This window comes from Mycoplasma sp. 888 (assembly GCF_035609225.1).
GTDB lineage: Bacteria > Bacillota_I > Bacilli_A > Mycoplasmatales > Metamycoplasmataceae > Mycoplasmopsis.
Map to the genome: position 1 here is coordinate 312,479 of NZ_CP141192.1, position 20,887 is coordinate 333,365.

At 26.3% G+C, this 20,887-nt stretch carries 9 protein-coding genes; all 9 read left to right on the forward strand.

The window, feature by feature from the left end:
• The first annotated feature begins 2 nt into the window (after nt 1-2).
• The 9 genes from dnaG to U5U50_RS01565 all read left to right on the forward strand — a co-directional run bounded on the left by dnaG (nt 3) and on the right by U5U50_RS01565 (nt 20,792).
• Nucleotides 3-1,874, forward strand: coding sequence for a DNA primase (gene dnaG, locus U5U50_RS01525; RefSeq protein WP_324673269.1), 1,872 nt, complete (start codon nt 3-5; stop codon nt 1,872-1,874).
• A 3-nt stretch (nt 1,875-1,877) separates the two neighbouring features.
• Entirely contained in the window at nt 1,878-3,374 is a 1,497-nt protein-coding gene (locus U5U50_RS01530; RefSeq protein ID WP_324673270.1) for an RNA polymerase sigma factor, read from the forward strand.
• A gap of 38 nt (nt 3,375-3,412) precedes the next feature.
• Nucleotides 3,413-4,204 (forward strand): Nif3-like dinuclear metal center hexameric protein, encoded by a 792-nt coding sequence (locus U5U50_RS01535; RefSeq protein WP_324673271.1) that lies wholly within the window; start codon nt 3,413-3,415, stop codon nt 4,202-4,204.
• A gap of 179 nt (nt 4,205-4,383) precedes the next feature.
• Entirely contained in the window at nt 4,384-5,610 is a 1,227-nt protein-coding gene (locus U5U50_RS01540) for a replication-associated recombination protein A (protein WP_324673273.1), read from the forward strand.
• Nucleotides 5,611-6,564, forward strand: coding sequence for a phenylalanine--tRNA ligase subunit alpha (pheS, locus tag U5U50_RS01545; RefSeq protein WP_324673275.1), 954 nt, complete (start codon nt 5,611-5,613; stop codon nt 6,562-6,564).
• Nucleotides 6,554-7,225, forward strand: a complete 672-nt coding sequence (locus U5U50_RS01550) for a uracil-DNA glycosylase (protein WP_324673277.1) — start codon at nt 6,554-6,556, stop codon at nt 7,223-7,225. Before pheS ends, U5U50_RS01550 begins: the two co-directional genes overlap by 11 nt.
• A gap of 3 nt (nt 7,226-7,228) precedes the next feature.
• Nucleotides 7,229-9,427 (forward strand): phenylalanine--tRNA ligase subunit beta, encoded by a 2,199-nt coding sequence (locus U5U50_RS01555; RefSeq protein WP_324673279.1) that lies wholly within the window; start codon nt 7,229-7,231, stop codon nt 9,425-9,427.
• A gap of 8 nt (nt 9,428-9,435) precedes the next feature.
• Nucleotides 9,436-10,698, forward strand: a complete 1,263-nt coding sequence (glyA, locus tag U5U50_RS01560) for a serine hydroxymethyltransferase (RefSeq protein ID WP_324673280.1) — start codon at nt 9,436-9,438, stop codon at nt 10,696-10,698.
• Between the two features lie 143 nt (nt 10,699-10,841).
• Nucleotides 10,842-20,792, forward strand: a complete 9,951-nt coding sequence (locus U5U50_RS01565) for a hypothetical protein (RefSeq protein ID WP_324673283.1) — start codon at nt 10,842-10,844, stop codon at nt 20,790-20,792.
• Nucleotides 20,793-20,887 lie beyond the last annotated feature (95 nt).

Genomic DNA, 20,887 nt, shown 5'->3' on the forward strand with positions numbered 1-20,887 from the left:
TAATGTCAGCAAGATTAACTTCTGAAATAATAAATCAAATTAAGCATGCAAATGATATTGTTGATGTTATTTCTGAATTTATTCAATTACATAAAAAGGGAAATAGTTATGTTGGACTATGTCCTTTTCACCAAGATACTAAACCTAGTTTAAGTGTTGTTCAAGCTAAACAAATTTTCAAATGCTTTGTTTGTGAAACCGCTGGTGACGTAATTGAGTTTGTGAAAAGATACAAAAGCATTTCTTATGTAAACACATTAGAATATTTAGCTAAAAGAGCAAATATTGATCTTGATTTTGAACAATATAAGCAAACTGAAACAACAAATTATTCTCAAGAAGTAATTGAAATAACTGATGTTTTAGACATTGTTAACTCATTTTACAAAGTTCAATATTTAACCAATCAAGTTGCTAAAGAATATTTAGCTAAACGTAAAATTGACAATCAAATTAGAGAAAAATTCAACATTGGTTATGCACCTAAAAATGTTTTGGTTAATTATTTAACTAATTTAAATTATTCAACGCTTCAAATGCAACAAGCTGGATTAGTTAATGGAGATATGCACGAGTTATTCTGAGATAGAGTAACTTTTGGTATTGCTAATGAACACGGACACATTGTTGGATTTAGTGGAAGAAAACTAAATAACAACGATCCTAATTCACCTAAATACATTAACTCTCCAGAAACTATTGCATTTAACAAATCTAGAATTTTGTATAACTACCATAATGCTAAAGATTCAATTAGAACTAAAAAACAAGTTGTAATTGTTGAAGGTTATATGGATGTTATCGCTTGTTATAAAGCAGGAATTGAAAACGTAGTTGCAATTATGGGGACTGCACTTACTAAAGAACATTTAGCGCTTATCAAAAACACAAAAGTTTTAATGTTCCTTGATAATGATAAAGCAGGAATTGAAGCAACATTTAGAAGTTTAAGTAGATTATTAGAACATAATTTTGATGTTTCTATTATCAATAACACTTATTCAAAAGACCCTGACGAAATTTTAAACGAATACGGTGCACAAACTTTAGTTGACTTGATCAATAATTCGCAAATATCTGCTATTGACTTTCTTTACAATCATTTAAAAATCAAACATCAAATCAGCAGTGATAATTATGATTTTAATCACTTTAACTTATTTATCATTGAACTAAATAAATACCTTGATTTATTTAGTGAAAAAGAACAACAATATTTAAAATCACAATTACAAAGAGAATTTAATTACGAACTAAAAATTGTTCCTAAAAGACAAATCCAAGAACAACTCAAGTATGATGAATTTCTTGCAAATGACCCCTATGCACCTATTGATCCATATGATGGATTTGTTCAAGCACTTAACAATGTTAGGTTTGATGAAAAAGATTTTTACAGCAAGCTCACTACTTTAGGTATTCAAAATAGATTAAAAATATTAACTCAAGCTATGATGAACCCTCATATTTTGGATATCTTAAAACAAACTGAACATATGGGTGCTGTTTTTAGTTATCCAATTCAAATTGGTAAACTATACAAAGAAGTCACAAAAAACACTACTCAATATTTAAATGAAAATTATTTAGACATATTCAAGCAATATTTACTTAAAAATTGTGGAATGACTGAAGCTGAAGTTAACTCAGAAATTATTGAAAATTATTTACACGAGTTATATGAAGAAACAACTTTCTTTACAGAGACAAGTATGCTTTCATTCAATTCATATATAGTAGAACAAGAACCATTTATACAACAAACAATTGCAGATTTACCTAAGGGAGATGCATTGCCACCATATCTTGTTGACACAATAAATAACTTGAAAAAACTTAACTCAAATAGACTTGATAAGAAGATAGGAAGATAATTTATGTATAAATTTGAAGAAATTATTAATTATATGAAAAGAGAGCTTAAAAAGCACCACAAAGATTACTTAACCCAAGAAGAAGTCTTTGATATCTTAAGCTCAAAAGGTTTATCTATCAATGAAGATACTATTGATGATTTTATGTCAGAATTAAAAGATAACAATATTATTATTGATGATGTTGATTTTGGTGACAATGATGACTATACAGAAGCTGATTTTGAAGACGTAGCATCTGCAAAATCAAAAAAATCTAAGAAAACAAAAGAAAAAAGTCTAGATGACTATGACTTTGAAAAATTAACTGATCTTGATCATGAAGAACCTGACTTTGACGGTGGATTTGATTCTGATGATATGGATGATGATGATGATGAGTATTATGAAGATGATGAAAACGAAGATTACTACACAATTCCAGATGAAGAAATAGAAACTGATGAAGAAGAAGAGGAAGACGAAGAAAAAGAACCTGAAGTTCAAAGATTAAGCGATGAATTCTTTGATGATGCAGGAATTGATTCAGGTTTTGATGATATGGATTTAGTTTTTGAAACTTACGATGAACCAATCGAATTAGTTGACGATACAAAAATCAAATACAACTTATCAAACAAACTTACTGAAACAAATGACATTGTTAAATGATATATGCGTTGAATCGGTAAATATGGAGAATTATTAACTTTAGAAGAAGAAAAACACTTAGCTAAATTAATGGAAAAAGGTGGTTTCAGAGGAAAAAGAGCAAGAGACAAACTTATCCAAAGAAACTTACGTTTAGTTATTAACAATGCTAAAAAATACAAAAACAGAGGGCTTACATTTATTGACTTAATTTCTGAAGGTAACTCAGGTATCTTAAAAGCTGTTCAAAAATATGACGTTAATAAAGGGTTCAAATTCTCAACATATGCTACTTGATGAATTAGACAAGCTATCACAAGAGCTGTTGCTGACCAAGCTAGAACAATTCGTGTGCCTGTTCATATGGTTGAAACAATTAACAAAATTTCAAAAATTGAACGTGAATTACAACAAGAATTAGGAAGAGAGCCATCTGATGAGGAAATTGCAGAAAGATACCAAAATGGATATGATGCTGCTAAAGTTAGATACATTAGAAAAATTAATATCGATCCTATTTCATTAGATAAACAAGTCGGTAAAGAAAACGATTCGTCATTCAGTGACTTTGTTAAAGATGACAACATTGTTTCGCCAGTTGATTATGCTTCACAAGAAGAATTAGAAGAAATCTTATTAGATATGGTTAACAACCTTGATCCAGAAGATAAAAAACTTATTTGTAAACGTTTTGGTATCGGTGTTGATGAAAACGGAAATAAATACAGAGTGCACTCATTAGAAGAATTAGCACTAGACCGTGGTGGAGTTTCTAAAGAACGTGTAAGACAAATTGAAAACAAAATCTTACGTAAACTTAAATCAGATCCAAAACACGGTAAAAACTTAAAAGACTTTATTAGAAATTAAAAACAACAATTAAACAAAATTAGGAAAATTGTGATATTATGAGAGAAAAAAGTTTAAAAATTAAAGATTTTATTGAATTATTAAACAAAATGTACCCATTAGAAAACAAAGAAATTTGAGATCCATCAGGGTACTCAGTTAAAACGGTTCAAGCTAAAAAATTTAAAGGTGCAGTTTTAGCAATTGACCTTACAAAAGAAGTGCTTCAAGAAGCAATTGATAATGATTGCAACGTTATCTTAACGCACCACCCATTCAAATTCGAAAGAAGATGAATTGATGAAGATTACAAAGCACCATACAAAAGAGAAATCTTAAATTTACTTAGAAAACACCAAATTACAGCATTCTCAATACACACAAATTACGACTGCGATCCAAAAGGTACTTCATACCAAATTGTAAGATATATGGGTATAGAAGCAAAACAAAATGAAGAATTAACACAAAAATTCTCATCGGTTGTTGATGCTAATTTATCATTAAACCAAATTAAAGAATTATTAGAAAAAAGATTAGGATTGCACTCATTTAGAACTAATGTTGCCCCTGAAAACTACGATAAAAAATTCAAAACAGTTGCAATCTTAAGTGGAAGTGGATACATTGGACAAATTAATGATTTAGCTACAAAATGTGACTTAATCATTTCAAGTGACTTTAGATGAAGTGACTGAATCGTATTTGACCAAACAAACACAAACATTTTAGAAGTTCCACACTTAGATGAAGAAGTATTTGCGCTTGATATGTATGGACAACTTCAAGAAATGCTTCCAAATCATAAATTTATTTTTGTTAAAACTAAAGTGCCATATCACAATATGTAATTGACTAAATTTAACTGCTACAAAGCAGTTATTTTTATTTTTATAATAGTGTGCAAGCTTTAAAAGTTTTGTTAATTTAAACTTTTATTACTATAAACTAAACAATAAAGTGTAATCTTTAAAAAAATAAAAATGTATAATTAATAAAATTAATTTTATTAATTAACTAAAAGGGTGTTATGAACAATAAAAATCTAGCAAATCTAATCAGACCAACTAAATTAGAAAACATTGTCGGACAAAAGCACGTTGTTAAATTACTTGAAAAAGTTGTTGCAAATAAAATAACAACAAGTTTTATTTTCTTTGGTGAATCAGGAACCGGTAAGACAACAAGTGCAATGATTTTGGCTAACCAATTAGGTTTTAAGTATGATTTATTTAACGCATCAGTTGATAATAAAGATAAATTAATTAATATTTTAAAAAATAATGATGTAATCATCATCGATGAAATACATAGATTAAATAAAGATAAGCAAGACATTTTGTTATCTTATCTTGAATTTGACAAGATTATTGTTTATGCAACTACAACAGAAAACCCTTACTTTAAAGTTGTGCCTGCTTTAAGAAGTAGAATGCAAATTGTGCAGTTTTTTAAGATTTCAGAAGATGAAATCGCAGAGAAACTTAATCAAATTGTTAAAGAAAGTTTTCCTAACTATTTAATTAGCATGGATGTTCTAAAAAACTTAGCTAGATTTTCTTCAGGAGACTTAAGATTAAGTATTAACAATTTACATATGCTCATTTTATGTTCTGATCCAGGTGTAGAAATTACCAAAGAGCAACTGAAACAAGTTATTCCAAATATTAACTTCTATAGTGATTTAAATTCAAGTGCACATTACAACAATTTATCTGCGTTTCACAAATCACTTAGAGGTTCAGATGTAAATGCTGCACTGTATTATGGGATGTTAATTTTAAAAAGTGGAGATGTTGATGGATTATTCAGGAGAATGATTTGTGCATCATATGAAGATATTGGTCACGCTTCACCGAATGTAAGTTTAAGAGTGCTAAATGCAATTGAAGCTTTTGAGCGACTTGGAATGCCTGAAGGTAAATTGCCAATTGCTTTTGCAATTATTGATATTGCACTAGCACCAAAAAGTAACTCAACATACATTGCAATCGAAAACACAGAGCAAATCTTAGATTCAGGACAAATTTATCAAATACCAAAACATTTAAAAGATTCACATTATGCATCAGCGACAAAATTAGGTGATGGAGTTGATTACAAATATCCACATAACTACTGAAATAATTATGTTAATCAACAATATTTACCAAAAGAATTATCTAAAGCAGAATTTTATTTTGCTGGATTAAATGAAAACGAACAAAAATACAAAAAATATTGACAAAAAATCAAGGAAGCAATTAAGGAGGATTAAATGAATTTAAAATTAGAAAACATTAATTCATTAGAAGATCTTAAAGTAGCAAAAGCAACTGTATTTTCAAATGAAGGAGAAATTTACAAACTTCAACAAGAATTAAAAACAGCTCCAATTGAACAAAAGAAAGAAATTGGACAAAAAATTACAGTTCTTAAAAAAGAATATGAAGATTTCTTTAAGTTAGCTGAAGAAAGAATTCAAAAACTTGAAATTGAAAAGAAAATTAATTCAGAATTTATTGACGTAACAATTCCTGTTTTAAAACATGGAGTATTACACCCGATCACACTTGTTGAAGAAAGATTAAGAGATTGATTTTTCCAACACGGATACTATGAACGTAAAGACGGTGAAATTGTATCTGATGAATATAATTTTAAACGTTTAAATATTCCAGATGATCATCCTGCTAGAGGAATGCATGACTCACTTTACATTACAAAACAAACTTTATTAAGAACACATAATACAGGTATCACTGCAAAAGTTCTTGAAGAAAATCCTAATAAGGAATTTTCAACTTTTGCTATTGGTAAAGTTTACAGAAATGATGAAGACGATGCAACTCACTCACACCAATTTACTCAAATTGACTTTGTTACAGTTGGAAAAGTTTCATTCTCTAACTTAATTTGAACTCTTAAAGATTTACTTTCATATGTTTTAGAAGAAAATGTTGAAATCAGATTAAGACCAAGTTACTTCCCATTCACTGAGCCAAGTGTTGAAGTTGATGTATTTTATAAAAATAGATGAATTGAAATTTTAGGTGCCGGTATGCTTCATCCAAGTGTGTTAGAAATGGCTGGTTTTGATTCATCATTTAATGGTTTTGCAGCTGGTATTGGAATTGAACGTATCACAATGATTAAATATGGTTTTACAGATATAAGAGATTTATACAGAAATGATTTAAGAATAATGGAGCAATTTAAAAATGAAAGATAGTTTTTTAAAAATATTACAGTCAGAAGGTCAAAAACCATACTTTACAAAAATTTTAGATAAATTAAAAGAAGAAGAAACAAATGGAGTTAAAGTTTTTCCACACCAAATGGATTTATTTAAACCGTTTGAATTCTTCCAAGTTAATGAAACTAAAGTTATTATCTTAGGTCAAGATCCATACCACACATTAGGTTTAGCTGATGGATTAGCATTTTCAACATACGATGATAAATTTGCTCCATCACTAAATAATATGTTTAAGGAACTTAAAAAAGATTATCCTAAAACAAAATTAGAAACAACTTCACTTGTTTCTTGAGCTAAACAAGGTGTTTTATTATTAAATACAGTTTTAACAGTTGCTCAAAACAAGCCTGCTTCACACTTCGGAATAGGATGAGAAACTTTCACACATAAAGTAGTTGAGGAAGTAGTTGCGCAAAACCCTAATGTTATGGTAGTTGCATTAGGTAAAAAAGCACAACAATTCATTAAAGATATACCAATTAATCCTAAGAACTTAGTTGAACTTGCACACCCAAGTCCATATAGTTATAACAAAGGTTTTGCAGATTCACACTTATTTAAAACTATTAATAAAAAACTTGAACAAAACAATGTAAAACCAATCAAATGAGATTTAACTAAAGGAGAAAAGTAATTTATGATTTTATCTTTAAAACATTTAAATAAATATTTACCAAATATTAAGTTGGATGCAAAAGAAGTAGAAAAAGCATTAAACAACTTAGGTTTAGAAGTTGAATCAGTTTCACCTTTCTCTGATGTTAAAGGTTTAGTATTTGCAAAAGTTTTAGAAGTTTCGGTTAACCCTAATTCAGACAAATTAGATGTAGTTAAAGTTTTAACAAAACAAGGTGAATACACAATTCAAACAAATAATAGAATTTTGAAACCAGGTGACCTTACAATTTGCTTCCCAACAGGTGCATCAAAAAGTGATTTTGTTTTCACAGACAAAGAAATTAAAGGTGTTTTATCACAAGGAATGTTTGGTGCGTGATCTGAAATTGGATATGATAATTCACTTTTATCATATACTGACTCAATTTTAGTTTTACCAAATGATTTTGCTTCACTTGAAGATGATGCAATGGAACTTTTAGGTCTTAATGACACACTTATTGAAATTTCAGTAACGGCAAACAGAAATGATGCAAACTCATATTATGTTTTAGCTAGAGAATTAGCTTCATATTTTGATACTGACTTTATAAACGTATTAAAAGAAACGTCAAGTTCATTTACAACACAATTTACAATTAATAAAAACAAAGCGCAACATTTATCATTTACAGAAGTTAAAGGTAAAAAAGAAACAACTTTATATGAAAAAATGTTACTTGCAAAACACGGTATTGATACAAAATTTGACTGAGCAGTTAATTTAACAAACTTAACATTAATTAACTATGGAGTTCCTGCACACGTTTATGATGCTACAAAATTAGAAAACAATTTAAGTGCAGATTATTATTCAGGAAAATTAATCATTTTAGGAAACAAAGAAGTTGAATTAAATAATGTTTTAACAATTTTTTCTAATAACAAACCTATCTCAATCGCTTGTTCTATGGGATTAGAAAACACTAAAGCTACAGAACAAACAAACAATTATTTATTTGAAGTTGGAGTTTTTAAATCAACTGATGTTAGACATTCATCAAAAGAGCTTAAATTAATTTCAAATTCAGCAGCTCAAGGAGCAAGAACAATTTCGCCTGAGTTAGCTAGTTTAGCAATTAATTTTATAAGATCATATTGCAACGATTTACAAGTTTCTAACACGATTGGTCAAATTGAATTTGATAGTCATAAACAAATTAAAATCGATAATGAAAAATTAAAGATTTACTCAAATAAATCAGACAATGAATTAGTCGAATTTGACAAAGCTAAAGAAGAATTAAGTAAACTAGGTTTTGTTTTTGATAAAGATTTTGTTAAAGTTCCAAATTATAGATATGATATTAATTTATTTGAAGATGTTATGGAAGAATTGTTCAGATTTTATTCATACAGTAACTTTAATGAAGAAGTTGTTAAAAATGTTCCATTAATTACTCAATCTAAAGATAAAACTAAAAACATTATCAGTGGAATGGGTTATTCAGAAGTTAGAACATTCACGCTTGTTTCAAAAGAAAAAGCAGACTTTAAAGTTTTAAATTTAAAAGAAACAGTTGATCCATTATTAACTTTTGTTTCAAAGGAAAGAGAATATATACGTAATTCAATCATTGTATCATTACAAGAAGTTGTTGAATACAATCAAAAACGCAAATTAAACTCAATTAATATTTTTGAAGTAGGAATGATTGGAAACTCTAATGAAGTTTTAGGTCTTGGATCAACTACTAAATCATTATTGGAAATAAAACAAGATATTATTAATTTTGCTAAATTGGACTTAGAATTTATTCCTTTAAAAGAAAATCAATTACTACACCCAAATGCATCTGCCAAAATTATTTATATTGATCAAAATACAGGTGTAGAATTTGAAATAGGATGATTAGGTAAAATTCACCCCTCAATTGATAAGTCAAATGCTTTTTATGCTGAATTATTCACAGATGTAATTAAAAACATTAAAAATAATAAAACTTCAACTAAATTCCAATCAGTCAACACTGAACCATTCAAAACACTTGATCTTACATTCGAACTTGCAAACCAAGATTATATTCAAGATAAAATTAACCAAATTAAATCAGTTTCAAATTGTTATAGTATTGAGCAAATTGATGATTATAAAAAAGAAAATTCTCATAACGTAACGCTTAGAATTACAGGTTCAAGTGAACAAATTGAAAAGATAGATTCATATTTTAACAACTAGGAGGCGATATGTATTCAGATATTAGTTTAAAAGATAAACTAGTTCAAGATGCGATTAATAACGAATTAAAAAGACAAGAAGATCATATTGAATTAATTGCTAGTGAAAACTACGTTTCAGAAGATGTGCTTAAAGCTCAAGGGAGTATTTTAACAAATAAATATGGTGAAGGTTATCCATGCAAAAGATACTATGGAGGTTGTGAAAATGTTGATATAGTAGAACAAGCTGCTATTGATAGATTAAAAACCATATTTGGAGTTAAATTTGCTAACGTCCAACCATATTCTGGTTCAGTTGCAAACGCTGCTGCTATTGCATCGGTTGTACCTAGTGGTGGAAAAATTATGGGACTTTCACTTAGCTCTGGTGGACATTTAACACATGGTTATAAAATCAGTTTTAGTGGAATTTTCTATGAATCAGTTTCATATGATTTAGGTAAGGATGGAATTTTAGATTATGATGCAATTTTAGAGCTTGCTTTAAAAGAAAAACCACATTTAATAATTTGTGGTTATTCAGCTTATTCAAGAACAATTAACTTTGCTAAATTCAGAGAAATCGCTGATAAATGTGGTGCAAAATTACTTGCTGATATAGCACATATTGCAGGCCTTGTAGCGGCAGGCGAGCACCCTTCACCTGTAGGTTATGCAGATATCATTACTTCTACAACACATAAAACATTACGTGGTGGAAGAGGCGGAATTATAATGACTAATGATGAAGAAATCGCAAAAAAAATCGACAGATGAGTATTCCCTGGTTACCAAGGTGGTCCATTATTTCACGCAATAGCAGGAAAAGCTGTAAGTTTTTATGAAGCTATGCAACCAATGTTTAAAGAATACGCTAGAAACATTCGTTTAAATGCAGCTAAGTTATGCAACAATTTTATTAACAAAGGTGCAAAAATTGTTTCAGGTGGAACCGATAATCACTTATTTATGATTGATGTTTTATCAACTTACAATATCAATGGAAAACAAGCTGAAGAAATATTAGAAAAAATTAATATTACATTAAATAAAAACACAATTCCATTTGATACTCTTTCACCATTTATTACAAGTGGTATAAGAATTGGTACAGCAGCTATGACAAGTAGAGGTTTTACTGAATGAGACAAATTAGCCGAGATAATTGATTATACACTCAGAAATTATCAAGAGTTAAGTTCAGAATTAGGAAAAAATAAACTAGATGAACTAAAACAAATTGTTTTAGATTTAATAAAAAAATTCCCTATTAAAAAAACGTATCTATAAAACATTAAATCTATAACATAGGTGAATATAAAATTAATTTAAAATTAAACTTTATGAATTTATAAAAAGCTATTTATATATTTTTATTAGACTTTAGATAAGCTTAAATTAAATTAGATTAAATCTAATAGAAAGTTGTGATTATGAAAAAAAATAGAAAAATGTTAATGATTTTGGGATTATTAGCTGGATCAACACTATCTTTAGGTACTGTTTCAGCGATAGTTCAACAAAGTGTGTCATGAACAGATGTTAATAAAGCTTCTTCGATAGATGATCCAAATACTAGTCTTAGATTAGAAGACTGAATGGCTGATGTTGATGGGAATAAGCTTTTATCTGATCTTTCAATTCCTGGAACGCATGATAGTGCTATGTTTGATGGTAAAGGTCCTGCATGAACTTTTGGTAAAGCATGAGCAAGAACTCAATATAAAAATTTTAAAAATCAATTAAAAATGGGTATTCGTTTTTTTGATATTCGTTTAAATCAAGAAAATTTTGTTATACATGGTAGTGCATATTCAAATAATGTATCTTTAAGAAGTGTTTTAAGTGAATTTAGAACCTTTTTAAGAAACCACCCAAATGAAACTGTTTTAATGCGTATTAAAGATGAAAATGTTAGTGCAAGTAGTTTATCAGAAGCTCAATGTGAAAATTGAAGAAAACTAATAAACAAACAATTAAGTGAATATAGAGATATTTTGTATTCAAACACTACAGGAACTAATAGAATTAATCCTACGTTGAATGAACTTAGAGGTAAAGTATTTGTAATCAACAATTTCCATCATAAAATTTCAACTGATAACAGTTACGGTATTTTTTGACGAAATGGTGATATATATTGAGTTAGACAAGACGAATATAATACTAAAGAAGAAGAAAAAAAGAAATGGTTTGAAAATATGTTGGACAACTTCCAAAACGATGATTATGAATATTATTCATTAATCAATTTTCTTTCTCGTGCAAACGGGGAGCAACCTTGATGAACATCTAAACAATTAAATCCTTGATTTCTTAACAAACTTAAAGAAAAAGATAATAAGTGAGAACAGCTCGGTATTGTGCCCTTAGATGCACCTGGAGATAGTTTAACGCTTGCTATTGTTCGTAAAAACTATATGTATAGTCAAAGAACAATTAATCGTGGAATTTTAGGAAAACAATTAAGTAGCGTTCCTATTGAAAAATTAATTGATAATTCATCAACCATTCAATTAACACAGCCTATGCAGGGATATTTCTTAGAGGTATATAAGAACGATAAATTTCAAGAAAAAATTAAAATAAATGACACAAACACTAAAATAAAACTAAATAATAATTTTGTATTGAATGACAAAATAAAATTAGTTTTTTACAAAGAAACACCAACAAATATTTATTACCCAACAGCAAAAAGAATTTTAACTGTTCAAAACACTTATACAGTTTCTCCAAATGAAGAATATGTAAAAAAAATACGTAGTATTAACGAAGAATATTCTAAATTTTTAAAACAGCTTAAAAACACAACTTATCAAAACCTTATCAAAAATCAAATAAATCTTGTTATAAGAAAGTCTAATACCATTCTTAATCAACCAATGACAAGTGAGAATGAAAAATGAGCTAACTTATATAACAATAATAAAGAGGATCTTTTTAGAAAAATAAATATCTTGAAGACAATTTATGATGATAAATTAAAATCAGAAATTAATACTTTTAATTCGTCTGTATCATTTGATAATCCTCAATTAACTTTTATTACAAGCGATCTTAAAGAAAAATTATCATTCGATAATTATGAAATTTTTCAAAAACCAATTAAATCAATTCCAGAATTAACAGGATATCAAGACGCTATTGACTTTTATACTAACAAGAAAAAGAAACTAGATGGTTTCAAAACTGTTCTAAATGGTCTTTCAGATTACTCTGATTTATTTGAAAAAAAAGTAGTTGAATTAAATTTAAATAGCCTCCAAGTTAATTATCAAGATAAAAAAATTCAGTTAGATGAAAACATCAAATCAATTCAAGATTTAATTAAAGAAGTAATTAATAATGATTCAAGCATTGATTTTATAAGCACACAAAGTAGATTGGAAAATTTTTACAACAATTGCACTAGAATCATTGATTCTTTAGTTGAACTTAAAAAGCAAAAAGAACAAGAGTTATATAAAGAAAGATTAAAAGCAGCATTAAAAAAATCAGAAAGCCAAAAAGTTTCAATAAATTATTTATTCGATAATAGTAATGGTGCAAATCAAATACTTCAATTAATTAAAGAAATAAATCAAGAATTATTATCCTCAAACATAACAGAAGCAAAAGTTTCAAATATAGAAGAACGTATTGAATCTGCAATAGATATATTAAATGGTGAGTCTAATTTAGAAAAAATTAAAAAATCTATTTCGTCTTCAAAATATATTCAGCAAAATATCCTAAATCAAAAACTTTCAGATCTTGCAAATAAAACTTCTTTTTCAGAAGCAAAAGCTTTAGAAGCAGAAGTTTTACAATTAAATAATTCAGAACATCAAAAGATTAATGAAATGATAAATGGTTTAGTCAACTTATCAAATAAACCGCAAAAAGAAAATATTAGATCAACCATTGAACAACTTAAAAATAGAGAGCAAATTAATTTAATTATAGAAAATGCAACTAAATTAAATAAATTCAATACTGAAATAAAAAGATTTGAATCTACAAAATCAACAATAAATTATATTTATGCATCTTCAGGATTGCAAGAAAAATATAATAATGCTTGAGATGCCGCCAATAAATTAAAAGTTACAAATACTTTTAATACATCAGTTAAAAATCTTGATCAAGTATTAAATAATTTAATTTTGGCTAATAATAATCTTGATGGTCAAAATAATTTATCTAATAAAAAAACACAATCTAAAAGAGATGTTGATAATTTATTATTTTTATCTAATAGTCAAAAAGTTAATATTAAAACAAAAATAAATAAACTTGATTCTATGAATTCTATTGATTCAATGTTAAACAATGCAACTGATTTAAACAAAGCTTTAGAACAATTAAAAAATGCAAATGATCAATTAATCACACCTAATTATTTAGAATCAACAAAAACATTCCAAGACCAACTTAACTTATCTAGATCAGAAATAGATAAAATAAAAGAATGATCAGATTTTAGTAGAGCTATTCCAAATATTTCTACATTGAAATCTAACTTAGAAAAAGCAATCACAAATTTAGATGGTTCTAAAAGACTTAATGATGCTAAAGTAGCAGCAAAAACATATGTTGCATCATTAAATTCATTATCAGTTGAACAAAAAAAATCAGCATACAGATACATTGATAATAGCACTTCAATAAATTCAGTTACTAATATTAAAGATAATACTACATCATTCAATAATGCATTATCTGTTTTAACAATTGCTAACAACACAGTAAATACAGATGAATATTTGTATGCTTTAGATCCGGAAAGAAATTCATTTAATTTATCTAGATCAGAAATGAATAAAATAAAAGATTGATCAGACTTTAACAGACCTGTCCCAAATGTTGATACATTAAAATCTAACTTAGAAAAAGCAATCGCAAATTTAGATGGTTCTAAAAGACTTAATGATGCTAAAGTAGCAGCAAAATTATCTATTGAATTACTAAATTCATTATCAGTTGAACAAAAAAAATCAGCATACAGATACATTGATAATAGCGCTTCAATAAATTCAGTTACTAATATCAAAGATAATGCAACAAAGCTTGATGATGCATTAACTGTTTTATCAACAGCTAATTTAAAATTAAGAACAATTGATCATTTACAATCTTCAAAAGAAATAAAACAAAACTTTGAACAAGCATTGGCGAAGCTAAATGAAATAAAATCTGAAACTAATTTTGAAAAACCGATTGATCAAATAGAAAAAATATCATCTAATTTGACTAAAGCTACAAACGATCTTGATGGGGCTTCAAGATTGAAAGTTGCTAAAACTAATGCTATTAGTACAATTGAAAATATGAGTTGTTTAGATAACTTTCAAACAACATTAATTAAAATACAAATTGATTCTTTAAACGACATTGAATCAATTAATAAAATAAAAGATAATGCACAAACTATAAATAATGCTATTGAAAAAATCAAACAAGCAGAATCTTTAAAATTAACAGATGATTATTCACAAGCTGACCAAACTATACAAAACCCTTTAAATGAAGCTATTAATCAATTAAAATTATTTAATTTAGAAGATCAAATAATTTCCACAGATATAGATCCTAATTTAGATTCTAAAATTCAAATGTTAGATAATGCTATATCTGAATTAGAAAACTATTCAAAATTATTAAAAGTTAAAAGTGATGCAAATGATTTGATAGAAAATTCAATGTTAGATCAATTTAAAAAAGAATTAGCTAAAGAAACTATTAGAGCAGAACAATCGATTGAAAATATAAAAAATATCCAAAATTACATAACTAAACTAAATGATGTAATTAATATATTTAACCAAGCGATTAAAGTTCAAGAAACAATTAATTACAAATTAGCTTCAACTGATAAAAAAGATGCGTTCAATAATGCAAAACAAGTTATTGAAGTTATTAAAAATGTAAATGATTTTAATAGATCTATTGAAAACATCGATAAATTAATTGATAAATTATCATCAGCAATTAATGATTTAGATGGTGATAATGTGCTTTTACAAGCAAAAAAAGATATTTTAAATCACATTGATAGCTTGACAAATTTATCAAATACTCAAAAAGAATCAGCAAAAAACCAAGTCAATACAGCTGAAACAAAAGAACTTTTAAGTAAAATCAAAAATAACACAACTAGTGTTGATGAATTATTGTCATCACTTAAAGAAGTTAAAAAATCAACAAATACTATTAATTACTCATTAGCTTCAACAGAAATAAAAAATAATTTTGATTTTGTAAAATCAACTGCAGAAAATTATTTAACAATTACCAATTTTTCTGACGACTTAATAAATATAGATGAGTTAAAAGATAAATTATTACTTGCTAATAATTCTCTTGATGGTGAAAACAGATTGAAATCTTCAAAAAGTGCTGCAATAGAAGAAATTAAAAAATTAAATAATTTATCAGAAGAACAAAAACAATCTGCAGAAAATTCTATTAATTCAGCAATTGATCTAGAATTAATTGAAACAATAAAAACAAATGCTAATAATTTAAATAATCTATTTGTCAAATTAGAAGAGGCTGAAAAGATTAGAACTAAGGGCAAATATATAGAATCCTCAGATTATAAGAGAACAGCATTCGAAATATCAGTAACATTAATTAATCATTATAAAAATCACAATGATTTTATAAACCCAATTGATGGACTAGATCAGTTGCTAAATGATTTAATTCATGATACTCAAGAATTAGATGGAGATCAAAGGATATCTTCTGAAATAACAAGAGTTTTAAAGATCATTGATTCATTATCAAATCTTTCTGAAGAACAAAAACAAGCGGTTATATCAGATCTTAAAACATCAGATGAAATAAATAAAATTAAATCTATTGAGACAATTGCTAATGATGTCGATTTAGCATTAGGGAAAGTAAAAAGTGCAAATAATCTTAAATCAGAAGTCAAATATATAGAAGCAACAAATTCTAAGAAGATTCAGTTTGATAATGCATTAGATAGTATTGATGATTTAAAAACAAAAAAAGATTTTAAAAATTCATATGTTAATTTAAATGAAAAATTACAAACAATTGAATCAACAAAAAATGAATTAGATGGAGTACAAAGATTTCAAGAAATAAAAGATAATGCTAAAAAAGCTGTCAAAAATTTAACTAATTTAACAAATACTCAAAAAGATAATATAAAATCTGCAATACAATCAGCCAATAATAGACAAGAGATAGAAAATATTACAAATAATTCAAATATTTTGAGTGAATTTATCCATGAAATAGAAGATATTAAATCTGTAAAAACAAGTGTTAATTACTTATGTTCTGATCTAGAAAAACAAAAATTATTTGACACAGCAAAATCAAATATTGAACAGATAATAAATTCTATTGAAAATAATCCTACTATAGTGGTTGATAATAAGGATAAATTAAATAATGATTTACAAACAGCTATAGCTAAATTAGATGGAGAAGAAAAATTAAATTCTTCAAAAAATGAAGCATATTCAGAAATTGATCTATTAAATAATTTAATCTCAACACAAAAAGATGAAGTTAAAAGATTAATTGGTATTTCATCATCAATTAACGATATAGCTAATATCAAAGATAAGGCAATTAAGTTTAATAAATCTTTAGATATTTTAATAAAAGCAAATAATCAATTATCTACACCTAATTATTTAGAAGCAAACTCTGAGAAAAAAGCAAAATTTAATGAAGTTAGAAATAATGTTGATTTGATTAAAGAAACTGACGATTTTATTGATTTATCGGTTGAAAATATCGATCAATTAATAAATAACTTGGAAACTCAGATAAATAATCTTGATGGAGATGTTCTATTAAATAAAGCAAAATCTAACGCAATTGATGAGATTAATTTATTACAAAATTTAGAAGAGTCCCAAAAAACTAAGGCTGTAAGTCAAATAAATACAAAAAATAAAGTTTCAGATATTATTAATATTAAATCTACTGTATCAAATGTTGATTTATTAATTTTAAAATCTAAAGAAGCGAATGAAAAAATGCTTTCAATAGATTATTCAGAAGCATCAAAAGAAACTAAAGAATCATTTGATGCTGCTAAATTAGCAATAGATAATATTAAAACAAAACAAGATTTTGATGTTCTAATTCAAGATGTGGAACAATTAATTACTAATTTAAATAATGCTACAAATTCTCTTGATGGAAAAATAAATTTAGACAATGCCAAATCAGAAGCTAATAAAAAACTTGTTGATTTATCTTTCTTATCAAGTAAACAAATAGCAAAAGCAAAAAAACAAATTAACGATGTAATTACAATCCAAAAAACAGAACAAATCATAAATAACGCAATTGCTTTAAACAGAACTTTTGAACAAATTGATTTTTTAGGAAAAATCAAAAAAACATCTCAATATACAGAAGCTACACAAAACTTAAATAAAAAAGTTGCTGATAAATTTTCAAACTTAGATAAGTTAAGAGAAATTGACGATTTCAAAGAGTTACCTACAAACATAGCTCAAGATATTGAAGAGCTTAAAAATGCTATAAAATCACTTGATGGTGATACAAGATTGCAAAACGAAAAAGCTCAAGCAATTAAATTTGTTGATGAAATGAAAAATTTATCAAAAACTCAAAAAGAAAAGGCTAAAGAAACTATTGATAATAAAACAACAATAGGAGACATTCAAACTTCAAAAGAAAATATTCAAAAATTAAATACAGCAGTTGAATTATCAATTCAGTCTGATTCTAAATTAAATGAACAATCATATTTAGAAGCTTCAGTAATTAGAAAAGAAACATTTGATAAAGCAAAATCAAACATTGATGCAGTCAAAAATTCAGAAAACCCTGCTGCGCAAATAGATAATATCGATGCTTTTATTGATGATTTAAAATTAGCTATTAAAAATCTTGATGGTGACAAAAACTTAGAAGAAACTAAAATATCAGCTAAAGAATTTGTTAATAACTTAAGTTTTTTAACAAATACTCAAAAAAATAATGCAATTCAAGAAATTGAAAGATCAACGATCAAAAATAGCGTTGCAATCATTCAAAATAACGTTAAATTAATTGATATGCTTATTCAAAAAATAGAAGAATCTGAATCTAAAAAATCAACAGTAGCTTATTTAGAAGCTGATGAACTTAAAAAAGTTGATTTTAATAATTCATTAGATAAACTGATTGATTTTAAAGACACGCTGGACTTTAATTCAATATCAGTTGATATGAAAAAACTTATCGATAATTTTTCTGAAAAAGAAAATAACTTAAACGGTGAAGAAAAATTAGCTAAAGCTAAAGAAGATGCTAAAAAAGCTATAGATCAGTTATCTTATTTATCTAAAGAACAAAAAGATGCAGCAAAAAAATCAATAGACTCTGCAAATTCAACCAGAACATTAGATAGTATTGTTTTAAACTCTAAAGAAGTAGATGATGTCTTAAGTTCATTAAAAGAACTTCGAAAAGTAAAATCTGAAGTTAAATATAAAGAATCAAACCAAGAAATCAAAAATAGATTTAATTCAGAATTAGAAAGTTTATATACATTACTAAATGAAAAGTTAGATTTTGAAAACTCATTAGATAACTCAAATAATAAACTTCTTAAAGTTAACGAAGCTAAAGATGCTTTAAATGGTGAAAATAATTTATCTGATTCTATTGCTAATGCAAAAGATAAAATTAATAAATTAACCAATTTAACAAAACCACAAAAAGAATCTGCTTTAAATCAAATTAATACTCAAAATGAAATTTTAATTATTAATAACATAATAAATAATGCAATTTTAATTAATTTAGCATTAAAAACATTGCAAAATGCAAATAATGAACAATTAACAAATAATTATTCTGAAGCGTCAATTCAAAATAAACAAAATTTTAGTTTAGCAAAATCAAAATTAGAAACAATAAAAGATCAAAACGATTTTATTAATCCAATCGAAAATCTTGAAACATTAATCAACGATTTAGAAAACGCAATCGTTACTCTTAATGGAAATTTCAGTTTAAAACAAGCTAAAAATGATGCAAATTCTCAAATTGATGTATTAAAAAACTTATCTAAAGAACAAAAAGATGCAGCAAAAAAATCAATAGACTCTGCAAATTCAACCAGAACATTAGATAGTATTGTTTTAAACTCTAAAGAAGTAGATGATGTCTTAAGTTCATTAAAAGAACTTCAAAAAGTAAAATCTGAAGTTAAATATAAAGAATCAAACCAAGAAATCAAAAATAGATTTAATTCAGAATTAGAAAGTTTATATACATTACTAAATGAAAAGTTAGATTTTGAAAACTCATTAGATAACTTAAATAATAAACTTCTTAAAGTTAATGAAGCTAAAGATGCTTTAAATGGCGAAAATAATTTATCTGATTCTATTGCTAATGCAAAAGATAAGATTAATAAATTAACTAATTTATCAGAACCACAAAAAGAATATGCTTTAAATCAAATAAATAGTCAAAATGAAATTTCTATGATTAACAAAATTGAAGAAAATCTTCAAGAAATTAATAATGCACTTGTTGTTGTAAATAATGCAGAAGCAACAAAAAATACAACTCAATTTAAAGAAGCTTCGCAAGAAAAACAAACTGCATTTGTAAATGCACTTGAGATTTTACAAAAACTTAAAGCAAAAAATGCCTTTAGTACATCAGTTGATAGACTTGATGAAAAATTAAATATATTAAAAGATGCTTTGAACAATTTAGATGGAGACAAAGTATTAGCTGATGCAAAAACAAAAGTTAATACTGCTATTGATAATTTAATCAACTTATCAGATATTGAAAAAGCAAAAGCTAAAGAATTAGCAAATTTTGAAACATCAGTTATTGATGTTGAAAAAGTTCTTGGAAATGCAAAAAATGTTAATAATGTACTAAAAGTGTTTGGTGAAACACAAAAAGTAAAATCTACTCCTAACTATACAGAAGCTGATAATGATAAAAAAGAAGCATTAGATAATGCTTTAACATATTCAAATAAATTAATCAATGAATTAGACTTTAATAATAGTTCTAAAGACCTAAACAGAAAAGTTAATGCTGTTATAGAAGCTAAAAAATCATTAAACGGGGATGCCAATTTAGCTAGATCTAAAAAAGATGCAAATGCTCAAATTGATGCATTAGAAAACTTATCTAAAGAACAAAAACAAGAAGCAAAGGATAAAATTAATTCAAAAGTTTCAATTATTGATGTAAATAAAGTTTTAGAAGAAGCAAAAAGATCCCATGTTCAAAATGATAAAAATATGCCAACTGAAATAAAAAATAATTCTAAATTCCCAATGTGAGTTATAGGGATTATAGTTGGTATAGGTGTTGCAATTAGCTCAGTTGTTGGTTGATTTATTAAGAAAAAACGTAAATAAATAAAAATTATTTAATCAGTTAAAGTTAATTAAAAGAGAAAATTAAATATCTTTTATAAGTTCCTATACATTTTATATGCAAAAAACTATCATAT